The 15,560-nt window shown below is 70.5% G+C and carries 16 protein-coding genes and 1 pseudogene; 13 read left to right on the top strand and 4 right to left on the bottom strand.

Going from position 1 to position 15,560, the window contains the following annotated elements:
* Positions 1–123: 123 nt before the first annotated feature.
* From ACGFU7_RS07540 to ACGFU7_RS07530, 3 genes are all read left to right on the top strand, one after another.
* Positions 124–1,380 carry a helix-turn-helix transcriptional regulator gene (locus tag ACGFU7_RS07540; RefSeq protein ID WP_393693279.1) on the top strand — a complete coding sequence of 419 codons (1,257 nt, stop codon included), beginning with the start codon at positions 124–126 and terminating at the stop codon, positions 1,378–1,380.
* A gap of 14 nt (positions 1,381–1,394) precedes the next feature.
* On the top strand, positions 1,395–1,760 hold the full coding sequence (locus tag ACGFU7_RS07535; RefSeq protein WP_393693277.1) for a hypothetical protein: 366 nt from the start codon (positions 1,395–1,397) through the stop codon (positions 1,758–1,760).
* A 696-nt stretch (positions 1,761–2,456) separates the two neighbouring features.
* Positions 2,457–2,876 (top strand): RidA family protein, encoded by a 420-nt coding sequence (locus ACGFU7_RS07530; RefSeq protein ID WP_393693275.1) that lies wholly within the window; start codon positions 2,457–2,459, stop codon positions 2,874–2,876.
* A gap of 76 nt (positions 2,877–2,952) precedes the next feature.
* Here the strand turns inward: ACGFU7_RS07530 and ACGFU7_RS07525 are convergent, their stop codons facing one another.
* Together ACGFU7_RS07525 and ACGFU7_RS07520 are read right to left on the bottom strand one after the other, a co-directional pair.
* Positions 2,953–3,477: a GNAT family N-acetyltransferase gene (locus tag ACGFU7_RS07525; protein WP_393693273.1), complete on the bottom strand. Its 525-nt coding sequence runs from the start codon at positions 3,475–3,477 to the stop codon at positions 2,953–2,955.
* A gap of 109 nt (positions 3,478–3,586) precedes the next feature.
* Entirely contained in the window at positions 3,587–4,588 is a 1,002-nt protein-coding gene (locus ACGFU7_RS07520) for an SEC-C metal-binding domain-containing protein (RefSeq protein WP_393693570.1), read from the bottom strand.
* A gap of 78 nt (positions 4,589–4,666) precedes the next feature.
* On the opposite strand from ACGFU7_RS07520, the gene ACGFU7_RS07515 reads away from it, so the two are divergent.
* From ACGFU7_RS07515 to ACGFU7_RS07485, 7 genes and pseudogenes are all read left to right on the top strand, one after another.
* Positions 4,667–5,479 (top strand): class E sortase, encoded by an 813-nt coding sequence (locus ACGFU7_RS07515; RefSeq protein WP_393693271.1) that lies wholly within the window; start codon positions 4,667–4,669, stop codon positions 5,477–5,479.
* Positions 5,480–5,545: 66 nt separating this feature from the next.
* Positions 5,546–5,704, top strand: a complete 159-nt coding sequence (locus ACGFU7_RS07510) for a DUF3311 domain-containing protein (protein ID WP_393693568.1) — start codon at positions 5,546–5,548, stop codon at positions 5,702–5,704.
* A complete protein-coding gene (locus ACGFU7_RS07505) occupies positions 5,701–7,251 on the top strand; it encodes a sodium:solute symporter (RefSeq protein WP_393693566.1) in 1,551 nt (516 codons plus the stop codon). The genes ACGFU7_RS07510 and ACGFU7_RS07505 overlap by 4 nt, the downstream gene beginning before the upstream one ends.
* A 28-nt stretch (positions 7,252–7,279) precedes the next feature.
* A pseudogene (locus ACGFU7_RS07500) lies at positions 7,280–7,654 on the top strand (winged helix-turn-helix transcriptional regulator); the annotation flags it as partial.
* Positions 7,655–7,789: 135 nt separating this feature from the next.
* Positions 7,790–8,122 carry a DUF6412 domain-containing protein gene (locus ACGFU7_RS07495; RefSeq protein ID WP_393693269.1) on the top strand — a complete coding sequence of 111 codons (333 nt, stop codon included), beginning with the start codon at positions 7,790–7,792 and terminating at the stop codon, positions 8,120–8,122.
* 130 nt (positions 8,123–8,252) lie between these two features.
* Entirely contained in the window at positions 8,253–9,023 is a 771-nt protein-coding gene (locus tag ACGFU7_RS07490) for a YidC/Oxa1 family membrane protein insertase (RefSeq protein WP_393693267.1), read from the top strand.
* Between the two features lie 136 nt (positions 9,024–9,159).
* A complete protein-coding gene (locus ACGFU7_RS07485; RefSeq protein ID WP_393693265.1) occupies positions 9,160–10,020 on the top strand; it encodes a fumarylacetoacetate hydrolase family protein in 861 nt (286 codons plus the stop codon).
* 276 nt (positions 10,021–10,296) lie between these two features.
* Here the strand turns inward: ACGFU7_RS07485 and ACGFU7_RS07480 are convergent, their stop codons facing one another.
* Together ACGFU7_RS07480 and ACGFU7_RS07475 are read right to left on the bottom strand one after the other, a co-directional pair.
* Positions 10,297–10,776, bottom strand: a complete 480-nt coding sequence (locus tag ACGFU7_RS07480; RefSeq protein WP_393693263.1) for a heme-degrading domain-containing protein — start codon at positions 10,774–10,776, stop codon at positions 10,297–10,299.
* Entirely contained in the window at positions 10,773–11,933 is a 1,161-nt protein-coding gene (locus tag ACGFU7_RS07475) for a Gfo/Idh/MocA family oxidoreductase (protein WP_393693564.1), read from the bottom strand. The genes ACGFU7_RS07480 and ACGFU7_RS07475 overlap by 4 nt, the downstream gene beginning before the upstream one ends.
* 56 nt (positions 11,934–11,989) lie before the next feature.
* Here ACGFU7_RS07475 and ACGFU7_RS07470 point away from each other — a divergent pair, with 56 nt between their 5' ends.
* From ACGFU7_RS07470 to ACGFU7_RS07460, 3 genes are all read left to right on the top strand, one after another.
* The gene (locus ACGFU7_RS07470) at positions 11,990–13,156 is read left to right on the top strand and encodes an ROK family protein (RefSeq protein ID WP_393693261.1); all 1,167 of its coding nucleotides are present in this window, start codon (positions 11,990–11,992) and stop codon (positions 13,154–13,156) included.
* Between the two features lie 456 nt (positions 13,157–13,612).
* On the top strand, positions 13,613–14,710 hold the full coding sequence (locus ACGFU7_RS07465) for a hypothetical protein (RefSeq protein WP_393693259.1): 1,098 nt from the start codon (positions 13,613–13,615) through the stop codon (positions 14,708–14,710).
* Positions 14,711–14,755: 45 nt separating this feature from the next.
* Complete coding sequence (locus ACGFU7_RS07460) at positions 14,756–15,526, top strand: GntR family transcriptional regulator (protein WP_393693257.1); 771 nt, start codon at positions 14,756–14,758, stop codon at positions 15,524–15,526.
* Positions 15,527–15,560 lie beyond the last annotated feature (34 nt).

The following is a 15,560-nucleotide window of genomic DNA, read 5'->3' as shown; positions in this document are numbered from 1 at the left end:
GTCTAGAGAACCGCTTCGACTTGGAGTAATCCACGGCATCCGTGCGGCAGTCTTGATGCACGTCCCATGCACCGGGGGTGCATCACCTGGCAGGGATGAGGTGGAGCGAGGGAGGAAACCGTAATGGGGCTGGCCGAGCGGCGAAAACTCATGGGCTACAGTCAGGAATCATTGGCCCATGCACTCGGTGTCGACCGCACAACGGTCAGCCGTTGGGAACGTGGTGCATCTGAACTACAAGCACATGCACGACTCAAGGTCAGCGAACTGCTTCAACTTGACCTTGCTGAACTCGACGCTCTGCTGATCCACTCGCAGGCAACCCCCCAGGGGGCAGGAAGGCCGCCTGCCAGCGACCTCTACGGCTCGGGGGATACCAACGAGATGATCCGACGCGAGTTTCTGCGCCTCGTTGCTGTGGCAGGCGCGCTTGCCTCCCTGCCGTTCGATGAGACTGAAGCCCTGGCCGAAGAGGCCGAGAACGGTTCCATTGGCGCTTTCGAGCGGATGAATGAGCACCTGTGGCAGGTGTATCAACTTGCACGATCCAAGGGCGCCGTCTCCCCGCTTGTTCACGAGCAGCTCGCGGTGCTGAACGGGGAATTGAGAAGTACCTCTGGAGTTGGGCTCAGAGGTCTGTGCAGCGCTGCCGGTGACCTGTTCCAGCTCGCAGGGGAGCTAGCGTTCGACGGCAACAGCTACACCGAGGCTGCCGCCTCGTACACTCTGGCCGCGTCAGCAAGCAAGGAAGCGGGATCGTTCGACCTATGGGCCTGCGCCCTTGTGAGACACGCGTACGTCGACCTGTATCAGCAGCGGTACAAGGAGGCTGCGGATACCCTCTCGGCCGCGAAGCGAGTAGCCACTCGCGGAGACAGCGCTCTTTCTACGCGCCATTGGGTCGCCTCCGTCCAAGCCGAGGCGTTCGCCGGTTTGCATGACCTTGTCGCCTGTGAACGGGCCCTCGACGAAGCCCAGAAGGTTGCAGAGCTACCAGGAGCTGACCGCAACGGGGGATGGCTTCGCTTCGACGGTTCTCGACTGACTGAGGAGCGAGGCGCCCGCTACGTACAGCTCGGCCGTCTCGATCTTGCCGAGGAAGCGCTGCGGAGCGCACTCAAGCTCACGGCACTTGCCAAGGGGCAGTCTTACCGGCGCCGAGGTTCTGTCCTGACGGATCTCGCAGCCATCGGGGCGAAGCGTAAGGATCCGGATCAGGTAATCACCTATGCCCGTGAAGCTCTGCGTCTGGCACAAGAGTCCAGGTCTGGATACGTCGCCCGTAGACTCCAATCCCTGCGGTCCGAGCTCGGCTCCATCGACCGAGACAGCCGTGTGAGCGAGCTGGCGGCCGAGATCGGCGCCTTGACTGCGACGTGACGAGAGGGGTTGGCGTGTCGGAGACCGAAGGTGCGCGGGTGTTCCGGGAGGCATGGATCTCTGGGGTGAAGAAGCACTTCCCCGGTGAACCGAAAGCCGGATACGTGACGCCGTGGGAGGAGACTCCGGAATGGGAACGTCAGGCTGCGGGCGCTGTGTATGAGCAGGTGCGGCAACTCCTCGACCTGAGCGCGGGCTACGCCTCCCGGCTGTCTCGCGAGCAGAAGGGGCGCTTCGTCGCGACCTCCTGGACGGCGCAGATGTTCAAGCACTTCGAAGAGCCGAAGCCGGGATATGTGGCCGACTGGCCGGACCTGCCTGACTGGCAGAAGGAGACGGACTCGGACATCTTCCAAGCCATCGAGGATTCGCTGAAGTAGCTGGTGGCGGCTGCCGGGAAGGCCCTACCGATCGGGCGGATTCCGGGAGTCGTTCACACATAGTTTGATTGATTGGACTGCGAGTCGACTGGACAGGCGCTCGGCTGGGGCTTCCCAGCCGAGCGCCAGGCCTGGGCAGGTTTTGTCGCCAGATACCGTGGGTCGGCAGCCCCCCCTCAGCCCTCGCCCGTCGTGCTCCGTACGTAACCGAGCGCCGGGCGGTCGCCCAGCGGGAGTTCTTCTCCGGTGGGGACGAACTCTGTGCGGGTCAGGATCGTGCGTGAGGCCGTGTTGTCGAGGGCGGCTGCTGCGCGCAGCGTGGTCAGGTCGTACTCGGTAGCGGCCAGGGTGCAGATCTGGCGGACGGTGGCCGTGGCCAGCCCATCCCGGCTGGTTTGGGCGGATGATCAGCAGATTCGACAGCGCGATCCAGGCCGGCGCGAGGGCGATATCAGCTGAAGGATTCGACTCCCTTCCGGCTCAGCCGGGAAGAGGCCCGGGCCGACGTCTTCCGCTTCGTCGAAGTGCACTGCGACCGCCGACGGCTGCACTCCACGCGCGGCTGCCAAAACCCGCACGAAGCGCCTCAAGTAGAGTCACGACAACGCCCTCGCAGCGTAGAGACCGAGTGTCCACTCCGCTGGGGGAGCTTCACCGGACCGGGTGGAAACACCACACTTGAAGGAATCGCCACACATGAGCGACAACCGAACCATCACCAACTCTGCCGGGCTGCACGATCCCACCCCCTTCGGTTACAGCCATGCCGCTTCCGCACCCGGCGAGCTGGTGTTCATCGGTGGGCAGTACGCCTCCGACGACACCGGCCAGGTCGTGCCCGGCGACTTTGCCGCACAGGTCGAGCGGTCCTTCGGCAACCTGCGCATCGCGCTCGCCGGTGTCGGTCTCGGCTTCGAACATGTCGTACGGCTCGGCACCTACATCGTCGACCATGACCTGGAGAAGCTGGAGATCCTCGGCAAGGCGCTGCACGGCGCCTGGGCCGACCGTCTGCCCGCCCAGACGCTCAGCGGGGTCGCTTCGCTCGCGCTGCCCGGGATGCTCTTCGAGATCGACGCGGTCGCGGTCCGTCCGGCCGAGGGATCCGGAATCTGACCACAGCCGGGTTCCGCCAGAACAGGTTTCGTCCGCCGCGCGACACCGACACATCCCGCGCTCGCTCCCGCGTTCCTCAGAGCTCGGCGCTCCCTCGGACCTCGCCCGTCGTGCTCCGTACGTAACCGAGCCCCGGGTGGTCATTCAGCAGGAGTTCCTCACCGGTCGGGACGAACCCCGTGCGGGTCAGGACCGCGCGTGAGGCCGTGTTGTCGAGGGTGGCTGCCGCGCGCAGTGTGGTCAGGCCGTACTCGGTAGCGGCCAGGGTGCAGAGTTGGAGGACTGTGGCCGTGGCCAGGCCGCAGTGGGTGGCCTTTTCGGCTATACGGAAGCCCAGTTCGGCGGAGCCGTCCGCGACATCGACCAGGTTGAACCGGCCCATGATCTCGCCCTCACCGTTGGAATCCGTGTCCACCAGGACGTGGAAGTGGCAGACTCCCGCGGCCTGTTCGGCGAGCAGCGCGGCGTGCCGGGCTTCGAAGTGGGCGAAGTAGTCGTCGCCGCGATCCGGTACCGATGCGGCGAAGAAGGCGCGGTTCTCCCGCTCGAACGCGAGCAGGGCCGGGGCGTGATCGGCGCGGAGACGCTGGAGTTCGGGCACGGGGGAAGCGTACGGGGACTGAGGCCGGGGGGTCCTGCCTTGGCGGGAAGGGACGTGGGCCTGCGACCGGGGGCCCTGCCGTGGCCGGGCCCCCGATCGGCCGGGGCCGTCACTCCGTCCCGTGGCACTCCCGGTACGCCCGGCCCGAGCCGCACCAGCAGGGTGCGCTGCGGGCCGGGGGCCAGGGGACCGCTCGGCCGCGGGCGGCGAGGATGGTGGCGTACTGGGGGAGGAGGTCCGGGTCGGCCGGGGACGTGGCTTCCGAGGCGGCGAAGGCCTCGTACGACGGGACCGTGCCCGTCACGATGCCGAGGTTCGGGGTGCCGGCCTGGTGGAGGTCCCGGAGTGCGGCCTCCAGGCGGGCCAGGTGGTCGGCGCGGGAGGGGTACTCGCTGCGCAGGTTCGGGTACGCGTTGAGGAGTTCGTCGAGTTCGGTGGCCGGCCAGTGCAGCACCGCCACCGGGAACGGGCGGGACAGCGCGGTGCGGTACGTGCCCAGTTCGGCGCGGAGGCGGGTGATCTCGGCCCGGAGCTCGCCCGGGTCCGAGGAGCCCAGCGCCCACAGGCGCTTCGGGTCGTGCAGCTCGTCCAGCGGGACGGCGGCCGCGTGGACGGTGTCGGCCAGCTCGTCCCAGACGTCGTGCTCGCCGCCCATCAGCCTGCGCACACGGTGGCGGCCGATCAGCAGCGACTGCGTGGCGTAAGGGACCTCCTCGCCCGGCGTCAGGAGGAGCGTCAGCGCGGTCGTGAAGTAGTCGTGGGCCGCTTCCAGCTCGTCGTGCGATTCGAGGGTCTCGGCCGCGATCTCCCAGGGTGCCGGGTCGAGCGGGCCCGCGGTACGGATGCCGTCGATGATCGCGCGGGCCTCGGCCTCGTGGCCGTACTCCCACAGGTTGGCCGCGTTCAGGGCCTTGACCAGGTGCGGGTGGTCGAGGCCGGGGGAGCCGAGCAGTTCGTCGTAGAGGGTGGTGGCGCGTGCGCGGTCGCCGGCGAGTTCCAGATGGGCCGCGGCCTGCAGAAGCAGCGGCTCGCGGTCCTCGGGGTACTGCGCCGCGGTGCGCAGCAGGCGCTCGGCTTCGGTGATGTGGTCAGCAGGCGTGTCGGGGCGCATGAACCACACCGTACTGCTGTACGGCACCTGGGCGGAGGGTTGTTCCAGCCCTGGAGAGTTACGGGACATGGCCCTATCGTGCGGGCCGTGCGGGAGCGGATACCGGTAGTGGTGCAGCGGAACTCGCGAGGGCGCAGGGTCGCCGCGCGCGGGCTCTGGACGGGCGCCGAGGTGGTGGTGACCTTCGGCGTCGTCCTGTTGTTGCTCGTCGTTCATCAGCTGTGGTGGACCAACCGGCAGGCCCGCGCCGACGCCGGGCACAAGGTGCAGGCCCTTCAGAGGGAGTGGGGGGAAGCGGACGGGGGCGGCGGCAGTGACGTCGTGGCCGGGGGAGGGGGAGGGGGAGGAGAAGACCGTACGGGGAGCGGCCGTCGGTCCGGTCCCGGCGCTTCCGGCGGGCGTTCGTCCGGGGGCCGCACCGCACCCCCGGCGCCCCGCTGGGACCAGGCGTACGCCGTCATCCGTATCCCGCGGCTCGGGCTCACCGCCCCCGTCGCCCAGGGCATCAGCAAGCGCGGCGTCCTCGACAAGGGGTACGTCGGGCACTACCCGCGCACCGCGCAGCCCGGGCAGGCGGGGAACTTCGCGCTCGCCGGGCATCGCAACACGCACGGCGAGCCCTTCCGGTACATCAACCGGTTGCGGCGCGGTGACCGGATCAGTGTCGAGACCCGGGACGCCGTCTACACGTACACCGTCGACCGGACGCTCGGGCAGACCAGCGCCCGTGACAGCGGTGTCATCGCGGCCGTCCCGCGCAGCAATGTGAAGCCGTACGCCGGGTACAGCGCGGCCGGTTCCTATGTGACGCTCACTACGTGCACGCCCGAATTCACCTCCCGTTACCGGCTTGTCGTATGGGGGAAGCTGACGGGTGTCCGGGCGCGGTAGCGGTGCCGCACCGGTGCCGCACTAAGGTTCCCTGACGTGCTCAGACGACGTCCGCAGTTGTTGTGGTTGCTGGTCCCCTACGTGCTGTACCTGGGGGTGCTGCCGTTCGTGAACCGGGTCCGTCCCGTGGTTCTCGGACTGCCGTTCCTCTTCGTATGGCTGCTCGGGGCGACTTTGCTGACACCCTTCGCCGTATGGCTGACCCGGCGGGGGGACCGCCGGTGAACGCCACGGTCGCGACCTCCGTCTTCGGGGTCTTCATGGTCTTCACCGTCGCCCTCGGGCTGCTCGCGATGCGCGGGCGGCGCAGAGGGAGCGGCGAGGGCGGCGGGCTCGCGGAGTGGTCCGTGGGCGGGCGCAGTCTCGGGACCGTGTTCATCTGGGTGCTGATGGCCGGCGAGGGCTACACCAGCTTCAGCTACCTGGGCGCCGCGGGATGGGGCTACAACTACGGGGCGCCCGTGCTCTACGTGGTGGCGTACATGTCCTGCGGTTACGCCCTCGGCTACGTCGTCGGGCCGATGCTCTGGGCGTACGCGCGCAAGCACGGGCTCGTCGGGATCACCGACATGGTGGCGCACCGCTTCGGACGGCCCTGGCTCGGTGCGCTGGTCGCCGTCCTCGCGACCGTCTTCCTGCTGCCGTACATCCAGCTCCAGATCACCGGCATGGGCGTGGTCGTATCGACCATCTCCTACGGTGCCATCAGCCTGAACTGGGCCTACTTCATAGCCTTCGCCGTCACGACCGGCTTCGTCGTGGTGAGCGGGCTGCGCGGCAGCGCGTGGGTGTCCGTCCTCAAGGACATCCTCGTGATCGCCACGCTCGGCTTCCTCGCCATCTACGTACCGGTCCACTACTTCGACGGATACGGGCCCTTCCTCGACCGGATCGTCACCGAGAAGAGCCAGTGGCTGACCTTCCCCGGGCACGGGGACAGCGGGCTCGGACAGGCATGGTTCATCACCACCTCGTTCCTCAACTCCCTCACCGTGGTGATCTTCCCGACGACCGTCGCCGGCTATCTCGGCGCGAAGAACGCCGACGTACTGCGCCGCAACGCGATGTGGCTGCCCGCCTACAACGTGCTGCTCTTCGTGCCGATGCTGCTCGGCATGGCGGCCCTCTTCGTCGTGCCGGGGCTCGTCGGCGCCGAGTCCAACCTGGCGCTCTTCAAGCTCGTCGTGGACTCGCTGCCTGCCTGGGCGGTCGGCATCATCGGTGTGGCCGCCGCGCTGTCGTCGATCGTGCCGATGGCCGTCTTCATGCTGGTCATCGGAACGATGTGGGGGCGCAGTGTGCTGTCGCTCGTGCCGCGGTGGGAGCGGCGGCAGAAGGGCGCCGCGCAGACCGTCGTGGTGGTCGCGGGTGTGATCGCGCTCGTGCTCACGTACACCGCGCCGAACACCCTCGTACGGCTCTCCCTCATCTCGTACGAGGGGATGGCGCAGCTGCTCCCCATGGTGCTGCTGGGGCTGATGTGGCGGCGGCTGACCCTGCTCGGGGCGATGAGCGGGCTGGTCGTCGGCGTGGGCGTGGTGTGCGGGTTCGTGTTCACGGAGAACGATCCGGTGTGGGGGGTGAACGCGGGCATCGTGGCGCTCGGCGCCAACCTCGTCGTCGCGCTCGCCGTGACGTACGCGGGCCCGCGCGAGCGCGACGACCGACCGGACAGCGAGGTGCTCGCGCGGGACGAGATCGGGTCTCCGGAGGAGAGGGAGAGGGAGGACGAGCCGGAGCTCAGCGGCGCTCCCGCAGGAACAGGACACTGACCGTCGCCACCAGCGCCAGGAGGCCACCGTGCCGGCCACCCGGCTCCAGTCGCTCATCGAGGCGGGCGTCCTGGAGAAGCGCCGCTACCAGGATTCGCCGCCGCGCGACGAGTACGTCCTCACCGACAGCGGCCAGGGCCTCTGGCCGGTCGTCCGCACCCTCGGGGTGTGGGGGCGCGACCACATTCCCGGCACCCGGCCGACGCGCGTCTTCGTCCACGCCTCCTGCGGTACGGAACTGGGCACGTACGGCGAATGCCCGGCCTGCGCACGGCCCGTTCCGCCCGCGGATGTCGAGATGCGGCCGGGCGACGGACTCGACCCGGACCCCGCCGATCCGGTCAGCCGCGCCCTGCTGGCGCCGCACCGACTGCTGCGGCCGCTGGAGACCGATCGCCCCTGAGCGCGGACGGGTATGTCGGACTCATCGTGTATAACGGCTGAAGAGCCGAACGCACGCACGCATGCGCGAACGTCGCGCATGAGTGAGCCCGGCCGACAGGCCGACCGGCCGCGAAGGGGAAGAAGGGAGGAGCCGATGAGCGGTGACGTGAACCGTCTGCGCGGTGGCCTCGCCCGGCTGCTCCGCCCTGCCGGGCTGCTGCTCTTCCTCATCACCGAAGTCCTCCTCGCCGAAGGCGGCAGCCTCTCCGCCGCCGTCGCGCTCGCCGCCACCGCGGCCGCCGGCTCCGCGCTCGTCGCCGCCTCGGTCATCAGTGCCCGCTGCGCCGTCCCCGTGCCCCGCACCCGGGTCCGTACGGCCATGCGCGACCGGGAGAAACGCACCGCGTTCCTGCCGCAGCGAGACCCGGACGCCAAGGGGCGCCGACGCCCCCGAGCCCCCGGCCGCGCCCTCCCGACGGCCGCGTAGGGGCTCACGCAGTCACGCAGCAGTAGGCACTCCCTGTGCCCCTGCACCCTGCATCCCTGCACCCCTCGCGGTTCGTCATGCCGAGTTCGTTCTTCTTCCCGGCACGACGAGACCCCCGGAGGGCTCACCCATGTCCGTCTTCATGTCCGCATTCGCCGCACTGGTCGGCGCGCTGGCCGATGTGCTGCACCCGCTCTTCCAGACCGCGTCCACCGCCGCCGCGATCGTGCTGTTCACGGCACTCGTGCGGCTCGCCGTGCACCCCCTGTCGCGGGCCGCGGCGCGCGGGCAGAAAGCCCGCACCAGGCTCCAGCCGCAGATCGCCGAACTGCGCAAGAAGCACGGCAAGAACCCCGACCGCATGCAGAAGGCGCTCATGGAACTGCACAAGGAGGAGAAGGTCTCGCCGCTCTCCGGCTGCCTGCCCAGCCTGCTGCAGATGCCCGCCTTCTTCCTCCTCTACCACCTCTTCTCCAGCCAGAAGATCGGCGGCGACCCCAACGCGCTGCTCGGCCACCAGCTCTTCGGCGCCCCGCTCGGCGAGCGCTGGCACGACGCGCTCGCACACGGCGGGCTGTTCGGGGCGCAGGGCGTGGTCTACCTCGGCCTGTTCGCGATCGTCGCCGTGGTGGCCACGTTCAACTTCCGGCGTACGAAGCGTCAGCTTGCCGCCGCCCCCGCCACGCCGACCACCGGGCCCGACGGACAGCCGATGCCGGGCATGGGCGCGATGACGAAGCTGATGCCGCTGATGTCCTTCTTCACGCTCATCTCGGTGGCGTACGTGCCGCTCGCCGCCGCGCTCTACATCGTCACGAGCACCACCTGGACCGCGATCGAGCGAGCAGCCCTGTACCGCGACATGCCGGCCGCGGGTGCCGCCATGGCCACCGTGGCGTAATCGGGGCAGCGAGTGCGCCGGTCCAGTGTGTGAACAGGGTCTTGCGGAGTGATCGGATGTCTTGGACGATCGGACAAGCCTGCGATGGCCGCCACCCATCCGACGGGCCCGATCTCGACCAAGGGGAGAAAGACCGTTGAAGCTGCTTCGTGTGGGTACGGCAGGCGCGGAACGACCGGCACTGCTGGACGAGAGCGGAACCCTGCGTGACCTGTCGGGAATCGTCACCGACATCGACAGTGCGCTGCTCGCCGACGAGTCCGCGCTCGCCCGGGTACGGGCCGCCGCGGCCGCGCCCGGCGAGCTGCCGGAACTCGACGCCGAGGGGCTCCGGGTCGGGCCGCCGCTCGCCCGGATCGGCAAGATCGTGTGCATCGGGCTGAACTACCACGACCACGCCGCCGAGACCGGCGCGGAGATTCCCACCGAGCCGATCCTGTTCTTCAAGGCGCCGGACACCGTCGTCGGGCCCGACGACACGGTGCTGGTGCCGCGCGGCAGCGTCAAGACCGACTGGGAGGTCGAGCTCGCGGTCGTCATCGGGCGTACCGCCCGTTATCTGGAGTCCGCAGAGGAGGGGCTCGCGCATGTCGCCGGGTACGCGACGGCGCACGACGTCTCCGAGCGCGAGTTCCAGATCGAGCGCGGCGGCACCTGGGACAAGGGCAAGAACTGCGAGACGTTCAACCCGCTGGGGCCGTGGCTGGTGACGGCGGACGAGATCGCCGACCCGCAGGCGCTGCCGCTGAAGCTCTGGGTCAACGGCGAACTGAAGCAGGACGGCACGACGGCCGACCAGATCTTCCCGGTGGGCGAGGTGGTCCGGTATCTCAGCCACTTCATGACGCTGTACCCGGGCGATGTGATCAACACCGGGACACCGGCGGGGGTCGCTCTGGGGCAGCCCGAGCCCAAGCCGTATCTGAGGGCGGGGGATGTCGTGGAGCTGGAGATCGCGGGGCTGGGGCGGCAGCGGCAGGAGCTGAAGGACGCGTAGCGGTGGTGGTTCGGGCGGGGCGGTTTGCCCGGGGCGTCCGGGTGGTCGTTTCGTCCTCAAGCGCCGGACGGGCTGAAAAGATGTCCTCAATCGCCGGACGGGCTTGATTTGGCCGGCCCTGGGCTTGATTGGCCGATGCGGCCTTGATTGGCCGGCGTGAGCCTGTTCTAGCCGGCCTGGGCTTGAGGGTGTGGCCCTGGGGCGGTCGATGAGCGCCTGATGCAAACGTCGGAGGGGTGGGGTGCCGCGTCAGCGGAGCCCCACCCCTCCGACGCGTCACGCACCGATCATCGTCGCGAAATGTTCCAGTGCCTCGACCACCAGGGCGTGGTCCTCCGCCTGGGGCAGGCCCGAGACCGTCACCGAGCCGATGACGCCCGCGCCCTCGACCGCGATCGGGAACGAACCGCCGTGCGCGGCGTACGTGTCCGGGTCCAGGCGCGAGGCGTCGTCGAACGTCGTCCCCTTCGCCCGGAACCGGGATCCGACCAGGTACGAGCTCTCGCCGTACCGTTCCACGACCTTGCGCTTGCGGTCGATCCAGGCGTCGTTGTCCGCGCTCGATCCCGGCAGCGCGGCGTGGAACATCTGCTGTCCGCCGCGGCGGATGTCGATCGCGATCGGGGCGTGCCTTTCCCGGGCCATCGAGACGAGCAGGCCGCCGAGCGCGTACGCGTCGTCGTAGCTGAAATGCGGCAGCGTCAGTCGGCGTTCCTGAGCGATGAGCTCGGAGATGGTCGGAGCGGTGGGGTTCATACGGTCTGCTCCTCGGTATCGGTATCGGCGGAGGCGGACGGGGTCGCGGCGGGCAGGGACACGGTGATGCCCTCGCGGGCCGAGCGGCGCGCGGCCTCCAGTACGTCCAGGGCCGCGGCGGCCTGGAGGGCGGTCACTGGATTGTCGCCCTTTCCGCGCAGTGCGTCGGTGACCGCCGCGTAGTACGCGGGGTAGTCGCCCGGCAGCGTACGGACCGGGGTGCCGCCGCCCGTCAGCGGGGACTCGCCCGATCCGATCCGGCCCCACAGCTCCTCGGGCTCCTCGCCCCACGGCCCGCCCGCCGCCGGACGCGCGCCCGCGCGCAGGTCGGCCTCCTGCGGGTCGAGGCCGTACTTCACATAGCCGGCCGTCGAGCCGAGCACCCGGAAGCGCGGGCCGAGCTGGGCCGTGGTGGCACTGACGTACAGATGCGAGCGGACCCCGTTCGCATGGGTGATCGCGAGGAACGTGTCGTCGTCGGCGGCGGCGCCGGGGCGGCGTACATCGGACTCCGCGTACACCTGTACCGCCGGTCCGAACAGGACGAGCGCCTGGTCGACGACATGGCTGCCCAGGTCGTACAGCAGCCCGCCGATCTCCTGCGGGTCGCCCGACTCGCGCCAGCCGCCCTTCGGCTGCGGGCGCCACCGCTCGAAACGGGACTCGAAGCGCTGCACATCCCCCAGCTCACCGTCCGCGATCAGGCGGGCGAGAGTGAGGAAGTCGTTGTCCCAGCGGCGGTTCTGGAAGACCGAGAGCAGCAGCCCGCGCTCCTCGGCGAGGGCCGCGAGCTCCCGCGCCTCGGCGGCCGTACCGGCGATCGGCTTGTCCACGACGACCGGTAGACCGGCCTTGAGTGCGGCGGTCGCGATCGGGACATGGGTCTTGTTCGGCGACGCGATCACGATCAGATCGAGCTCGTCCGCGCGCTCCCACAGCTCTTCCGGCGACGCGGCGAACCGTACGCCGGGGAACTCGGCGCGCGCCTGCGACCGCCGCTCCTCGTTCGAGGTGACGATCGTGTCGAGGGCGAGGCCCTCGGTCGCGGCGATCAGCGGGGCGTGGAAGACGGAACCCGCCAGGCCGTAGCCGACGAGTCCGACGCGCAGGGGGGTCTCGGACAGCCCGGGCGTCTCGTGAGTCGCGTTGCCAGTCATGTCTGTCACTTAAGCAACGCTGTTGCCAAAGTGCAAGCGACAGGGACAATGGGGCTGTGAACAGGAGTAATAGCGGCGCCAACCTGCCGACGCTGCGGAGCCACAATGCGGCGCTGGTGCTGGATCTGCTGCGGGTGGCGGGTGAGCGCGGCATCAGCAGGCTCGAACTCGCCGAGCGCACGGGGCTCACCCCGCAGGCCGTCAGCAAGATCACCGCCCGGCTGCGGGCCGAGGGCCTGGCGACCGAGGCGGGCCACCGCGCCTCCACCGGAGGCAAGCCGCGCACGGTGCTGCGGCTGGTGCCGGACGCCGGGTACGCGGTCGGCATGCACCTGGACCGCGACGAGCTGACGGTGGTGCTCGTCAACCTGGCCGGCGTGGTCACCGCCGGCCGCACCGCCCCGCTGGACTTCGGCGCCCCGGCGGACGAGGTGGTCGCGGTGGCGGCGTACGCGGTCGCGGCGGTACGGGACGGGGGCGCGGCGGCGTGCAGGGGTGCGGCGGTACGGGACGGGGGCGCGCAGCCCGTGGACCTGCCGGTGCTCGGGGTCGGCGTGGCGGTGCCGGGGCCGCTCGACCACCGGGGCGGGGTGCTGCACCGCGTCACCGGGTTTCCGCAGTGGGACGGCTATCCGTTGCGGGACGCGCTCGCCGCGCGGACCGGGCTGCCCGTCGTCGTCGACAAGGACACCAACGCCGCCGCCCTGGGCCTCGCCCTGCGCGCGGCGGGCGCGGGCGACTTCGCGTACCTGCACCTCGGTACCGGGCTCGGCGCCGGGCTGGTCCTCGGCGGGGGGCTGCATCGCGGGGCCCGTACCGGGGCCGGTGAGTTCGGACACCAGACCGTCCAGCTGGACGGGCCGGTGTGCAGCTGCGGGGGGCGCGGCTGCATCGAGGCGCTCTGTCTCGCCGCCGTCGCCCGTGGCGATGTCGCGGAGGCCGCACGCGTTCTGGGGACCGGCGCCGCCAACCTCGTCGGGCTGCTCGACATCGACCGGGTGATGCTGGGCGGCCGTACCGTCGCCGCCGATCCCGATGCGTACGTACGAGGTGTCCGCGCCGTGATCGACGAGCGCGCCCGGCTGGGCGGCATCGACGCGCCGGTGCCGGTCACCGCCGCTGGGGGAGGGGACCGGCCGGTCGCGGAGGGGGCCGCGCAGCTGGTCCTGGCCCCGCTGTTCGGGCGGGTCGGAGGCGCGGACGGGGGCGCGGACGGGGGGTGAGCGGAGGCACGGGACGAGGATGCGGTCCTGGTCCCGTGCGTGCCTGGCGGTTGAGGGTGGCGGGTTCGGTTTGGGTCCGGTGCGTGCCTGGCGGTTGAGGGGCGGGTTCGGCTTGGGTCCCGCGTCCGCCCCGGCGGCCGAGGGCCGCGGGTTCGGTCCCGCGTCCGCCCGGCGGCCGCGGGCGATAGCGCGGCGGCGGGGCGCGCGACTCGGCTGATCGAGCGGATCCCGGCCGCCGGCCGGGCGGCCCTCCGGCATGTCGGTGCCGGGCGCCTCGCGCGCGCGTGGCAGCGTCGCGGCCCAGAACCGGTGAACTCCGGCGCACGGGGCGAGCCGACCGTTTCGCGAGCAGCGAAGGGTGCCCCCCACATGCCCCCCACACCGCCCCCGTCCGGCAGGCCTTCCGCGCCCACCCCTGCATCCATTCCCACGGCCGGCCCCGTATCCGTCCCTCTGTTGTCCTCCGCCGCCTCCATCCCCGTATCCACCACTCCCGCGCCACCTCCCTCGCCGCCCCCGCACTCGCCCCCGCTCCCCGGGCGGACGCGGCACGGGCTCGCGCTCGGGCTGGCGGCGGCGAGTGTGGTTCCCGTCGTCCTCGGAGGCGCCTCCGCCGCACCCGCCTCCGCCGCATCTTCGGCCGCCCCGGTCTCCAAGCCCGACTCCACCACCGCAGACCAGCAGCCCGCCTGCGGTGATCCGGAGGCGAGCGACTTCCCGATCAGCACTCGTATCCACGGCGGCCCGGAAACCTACGCATCCGGCGGCGGCTACGGAACCTGGTACCTGGACCTCACCAACACCACCACCGAGTCGTGCCGGGCCATCCATCCGGTGCTGGTCCTCACCGACGAGGACCGGAAGCTGGCCTCCGACCAGATCCAGCTGGAGTTCTCCGACCAGACCCGCCCCGATGTGGAGCACCGCGTCATCTGGGAGACCACCGACCAGGACGAACACATCGGCGTCTTCGGCGGCGACGGCGCCGACTCCTTCGACGGCTTCACCGTCCCCGCGGGCCGTACCGTCACCGTTGAGGTCCGGATGGCGTTCACCTCGGACACCAGCCCGGGCCGGATCACCGCCAACGCCGCGATCGTCCAGCGGGAGCACGCGGCGAGCGGCGGGACCGGGAAGGACGACGGGGCCTGGGTCGGCGAGTCCGACGACTACCCCTTCACCGTCGTCGAGGACAACGACGGTGAAGAGACCGGCGGGACCGACGAGACCGACGAGACCAGCAGGATCGACGAGACCGGAGAGGTCGGAGAGGTCGGAGAGGTCGGCGACACTCCCCGCGACGCCCTTCCCGACGGCGCCCGCCCCAGTGCCACCTCCCCCGCCGATACCGGCACCGGCACCGGCACCGGTGACACTCCGGACCGGCCGCTCGCCCCCGGCCGGACCCCTGCCGAGAGCGAACTCCCCGGCCTCCCCGAGCTGGCCGCAACCGGCTCGGCCCGCGTTCCGCACCCCGGCATCACCGTTGCCGGGTTCCTGATCGGTGGCGGGGCCATAGTGGTCTGGTCCCGCCGCCTGCGCCGCCGCCACTGAACCGCCCGTTCACCAGCGTTCATGTCCGTCTGCCACCATCGGGCCGTGGACTACCCGCACGACCAGACACCTGGCGCACCGATCCGTTCCGGCATCCCGGAGCACGGCCGTATCCCCAAGTACTACGCCGTCAAGGCTCATGTCTCGCTCCTCATAGAGGAGTTGGGCGAGGGCGGCATGCTGCCCACCGAACGCGATCTCGCCGAGCGCTACGAAGTCTCGCGCGAGACGGTGCGCCAGGCGCTGCGCGAGCTCCTGCTGGAGGGACGGCTCGCCCGCCAGGGGCGCGGCACCGTCGTCGCGGGCCCCAAGCTGGAGCAGCCGCTCTCGCTGGCGAGCTATACGGAGGGCGTACGCCGCCAGGGCCGTACACCCGGCCGTCACCTCATCGGTCTGGAGCGGTTCCCCTGCCCCGAGGCGCTGGCCGCCGACATCGGGGTCGGGCGCGGCGAACCGGTCTGGCACCTGGAGCGGGTGCTGCTCGCCGACGACGACCGGGTCGGCCTGGAGAGCACGTACGTCTCCGTCGCCCGCGTACCGGACCTGGACACGGAGTTCGACCCCGACTCGTCCTTCTACGCCTACTTGCGCGACCGGCTCGGGATCCCTTTCGGCGATGCGGACGAGCGGATCGAGACCGTGCTCGCGACGCCGCGCGAGGCGCTGCTCATCGGTACGCCGCCCGCACTGCCCATGCTGCTGATCCACCGGATCTCGCGCGATACGGGCGGGCAGCCGCTGGAGCGCGTACGGACCCTCTTCCGTGGGGACAGGTTCTCCTTCACCGCACACCTGGGCGCGCAGGGCGGGCGCTGAGCGGCCTTCGGCTCCAGGGAGCCGTGCGGTGCCC

Origin of the sequence: Streptomyces sp. NPDC048473 (assembly GCF_043200155.1) — a bacterium.
Classification (GTDB): domain Bacteria; phylum Actinomycetota; class Actinomycetes; order Streptomycetales; family Streptomycetaceae; genus Streptomyces.
This window is presented reverse-complemented; position numbering and strand designations above follow the sequence as displayed.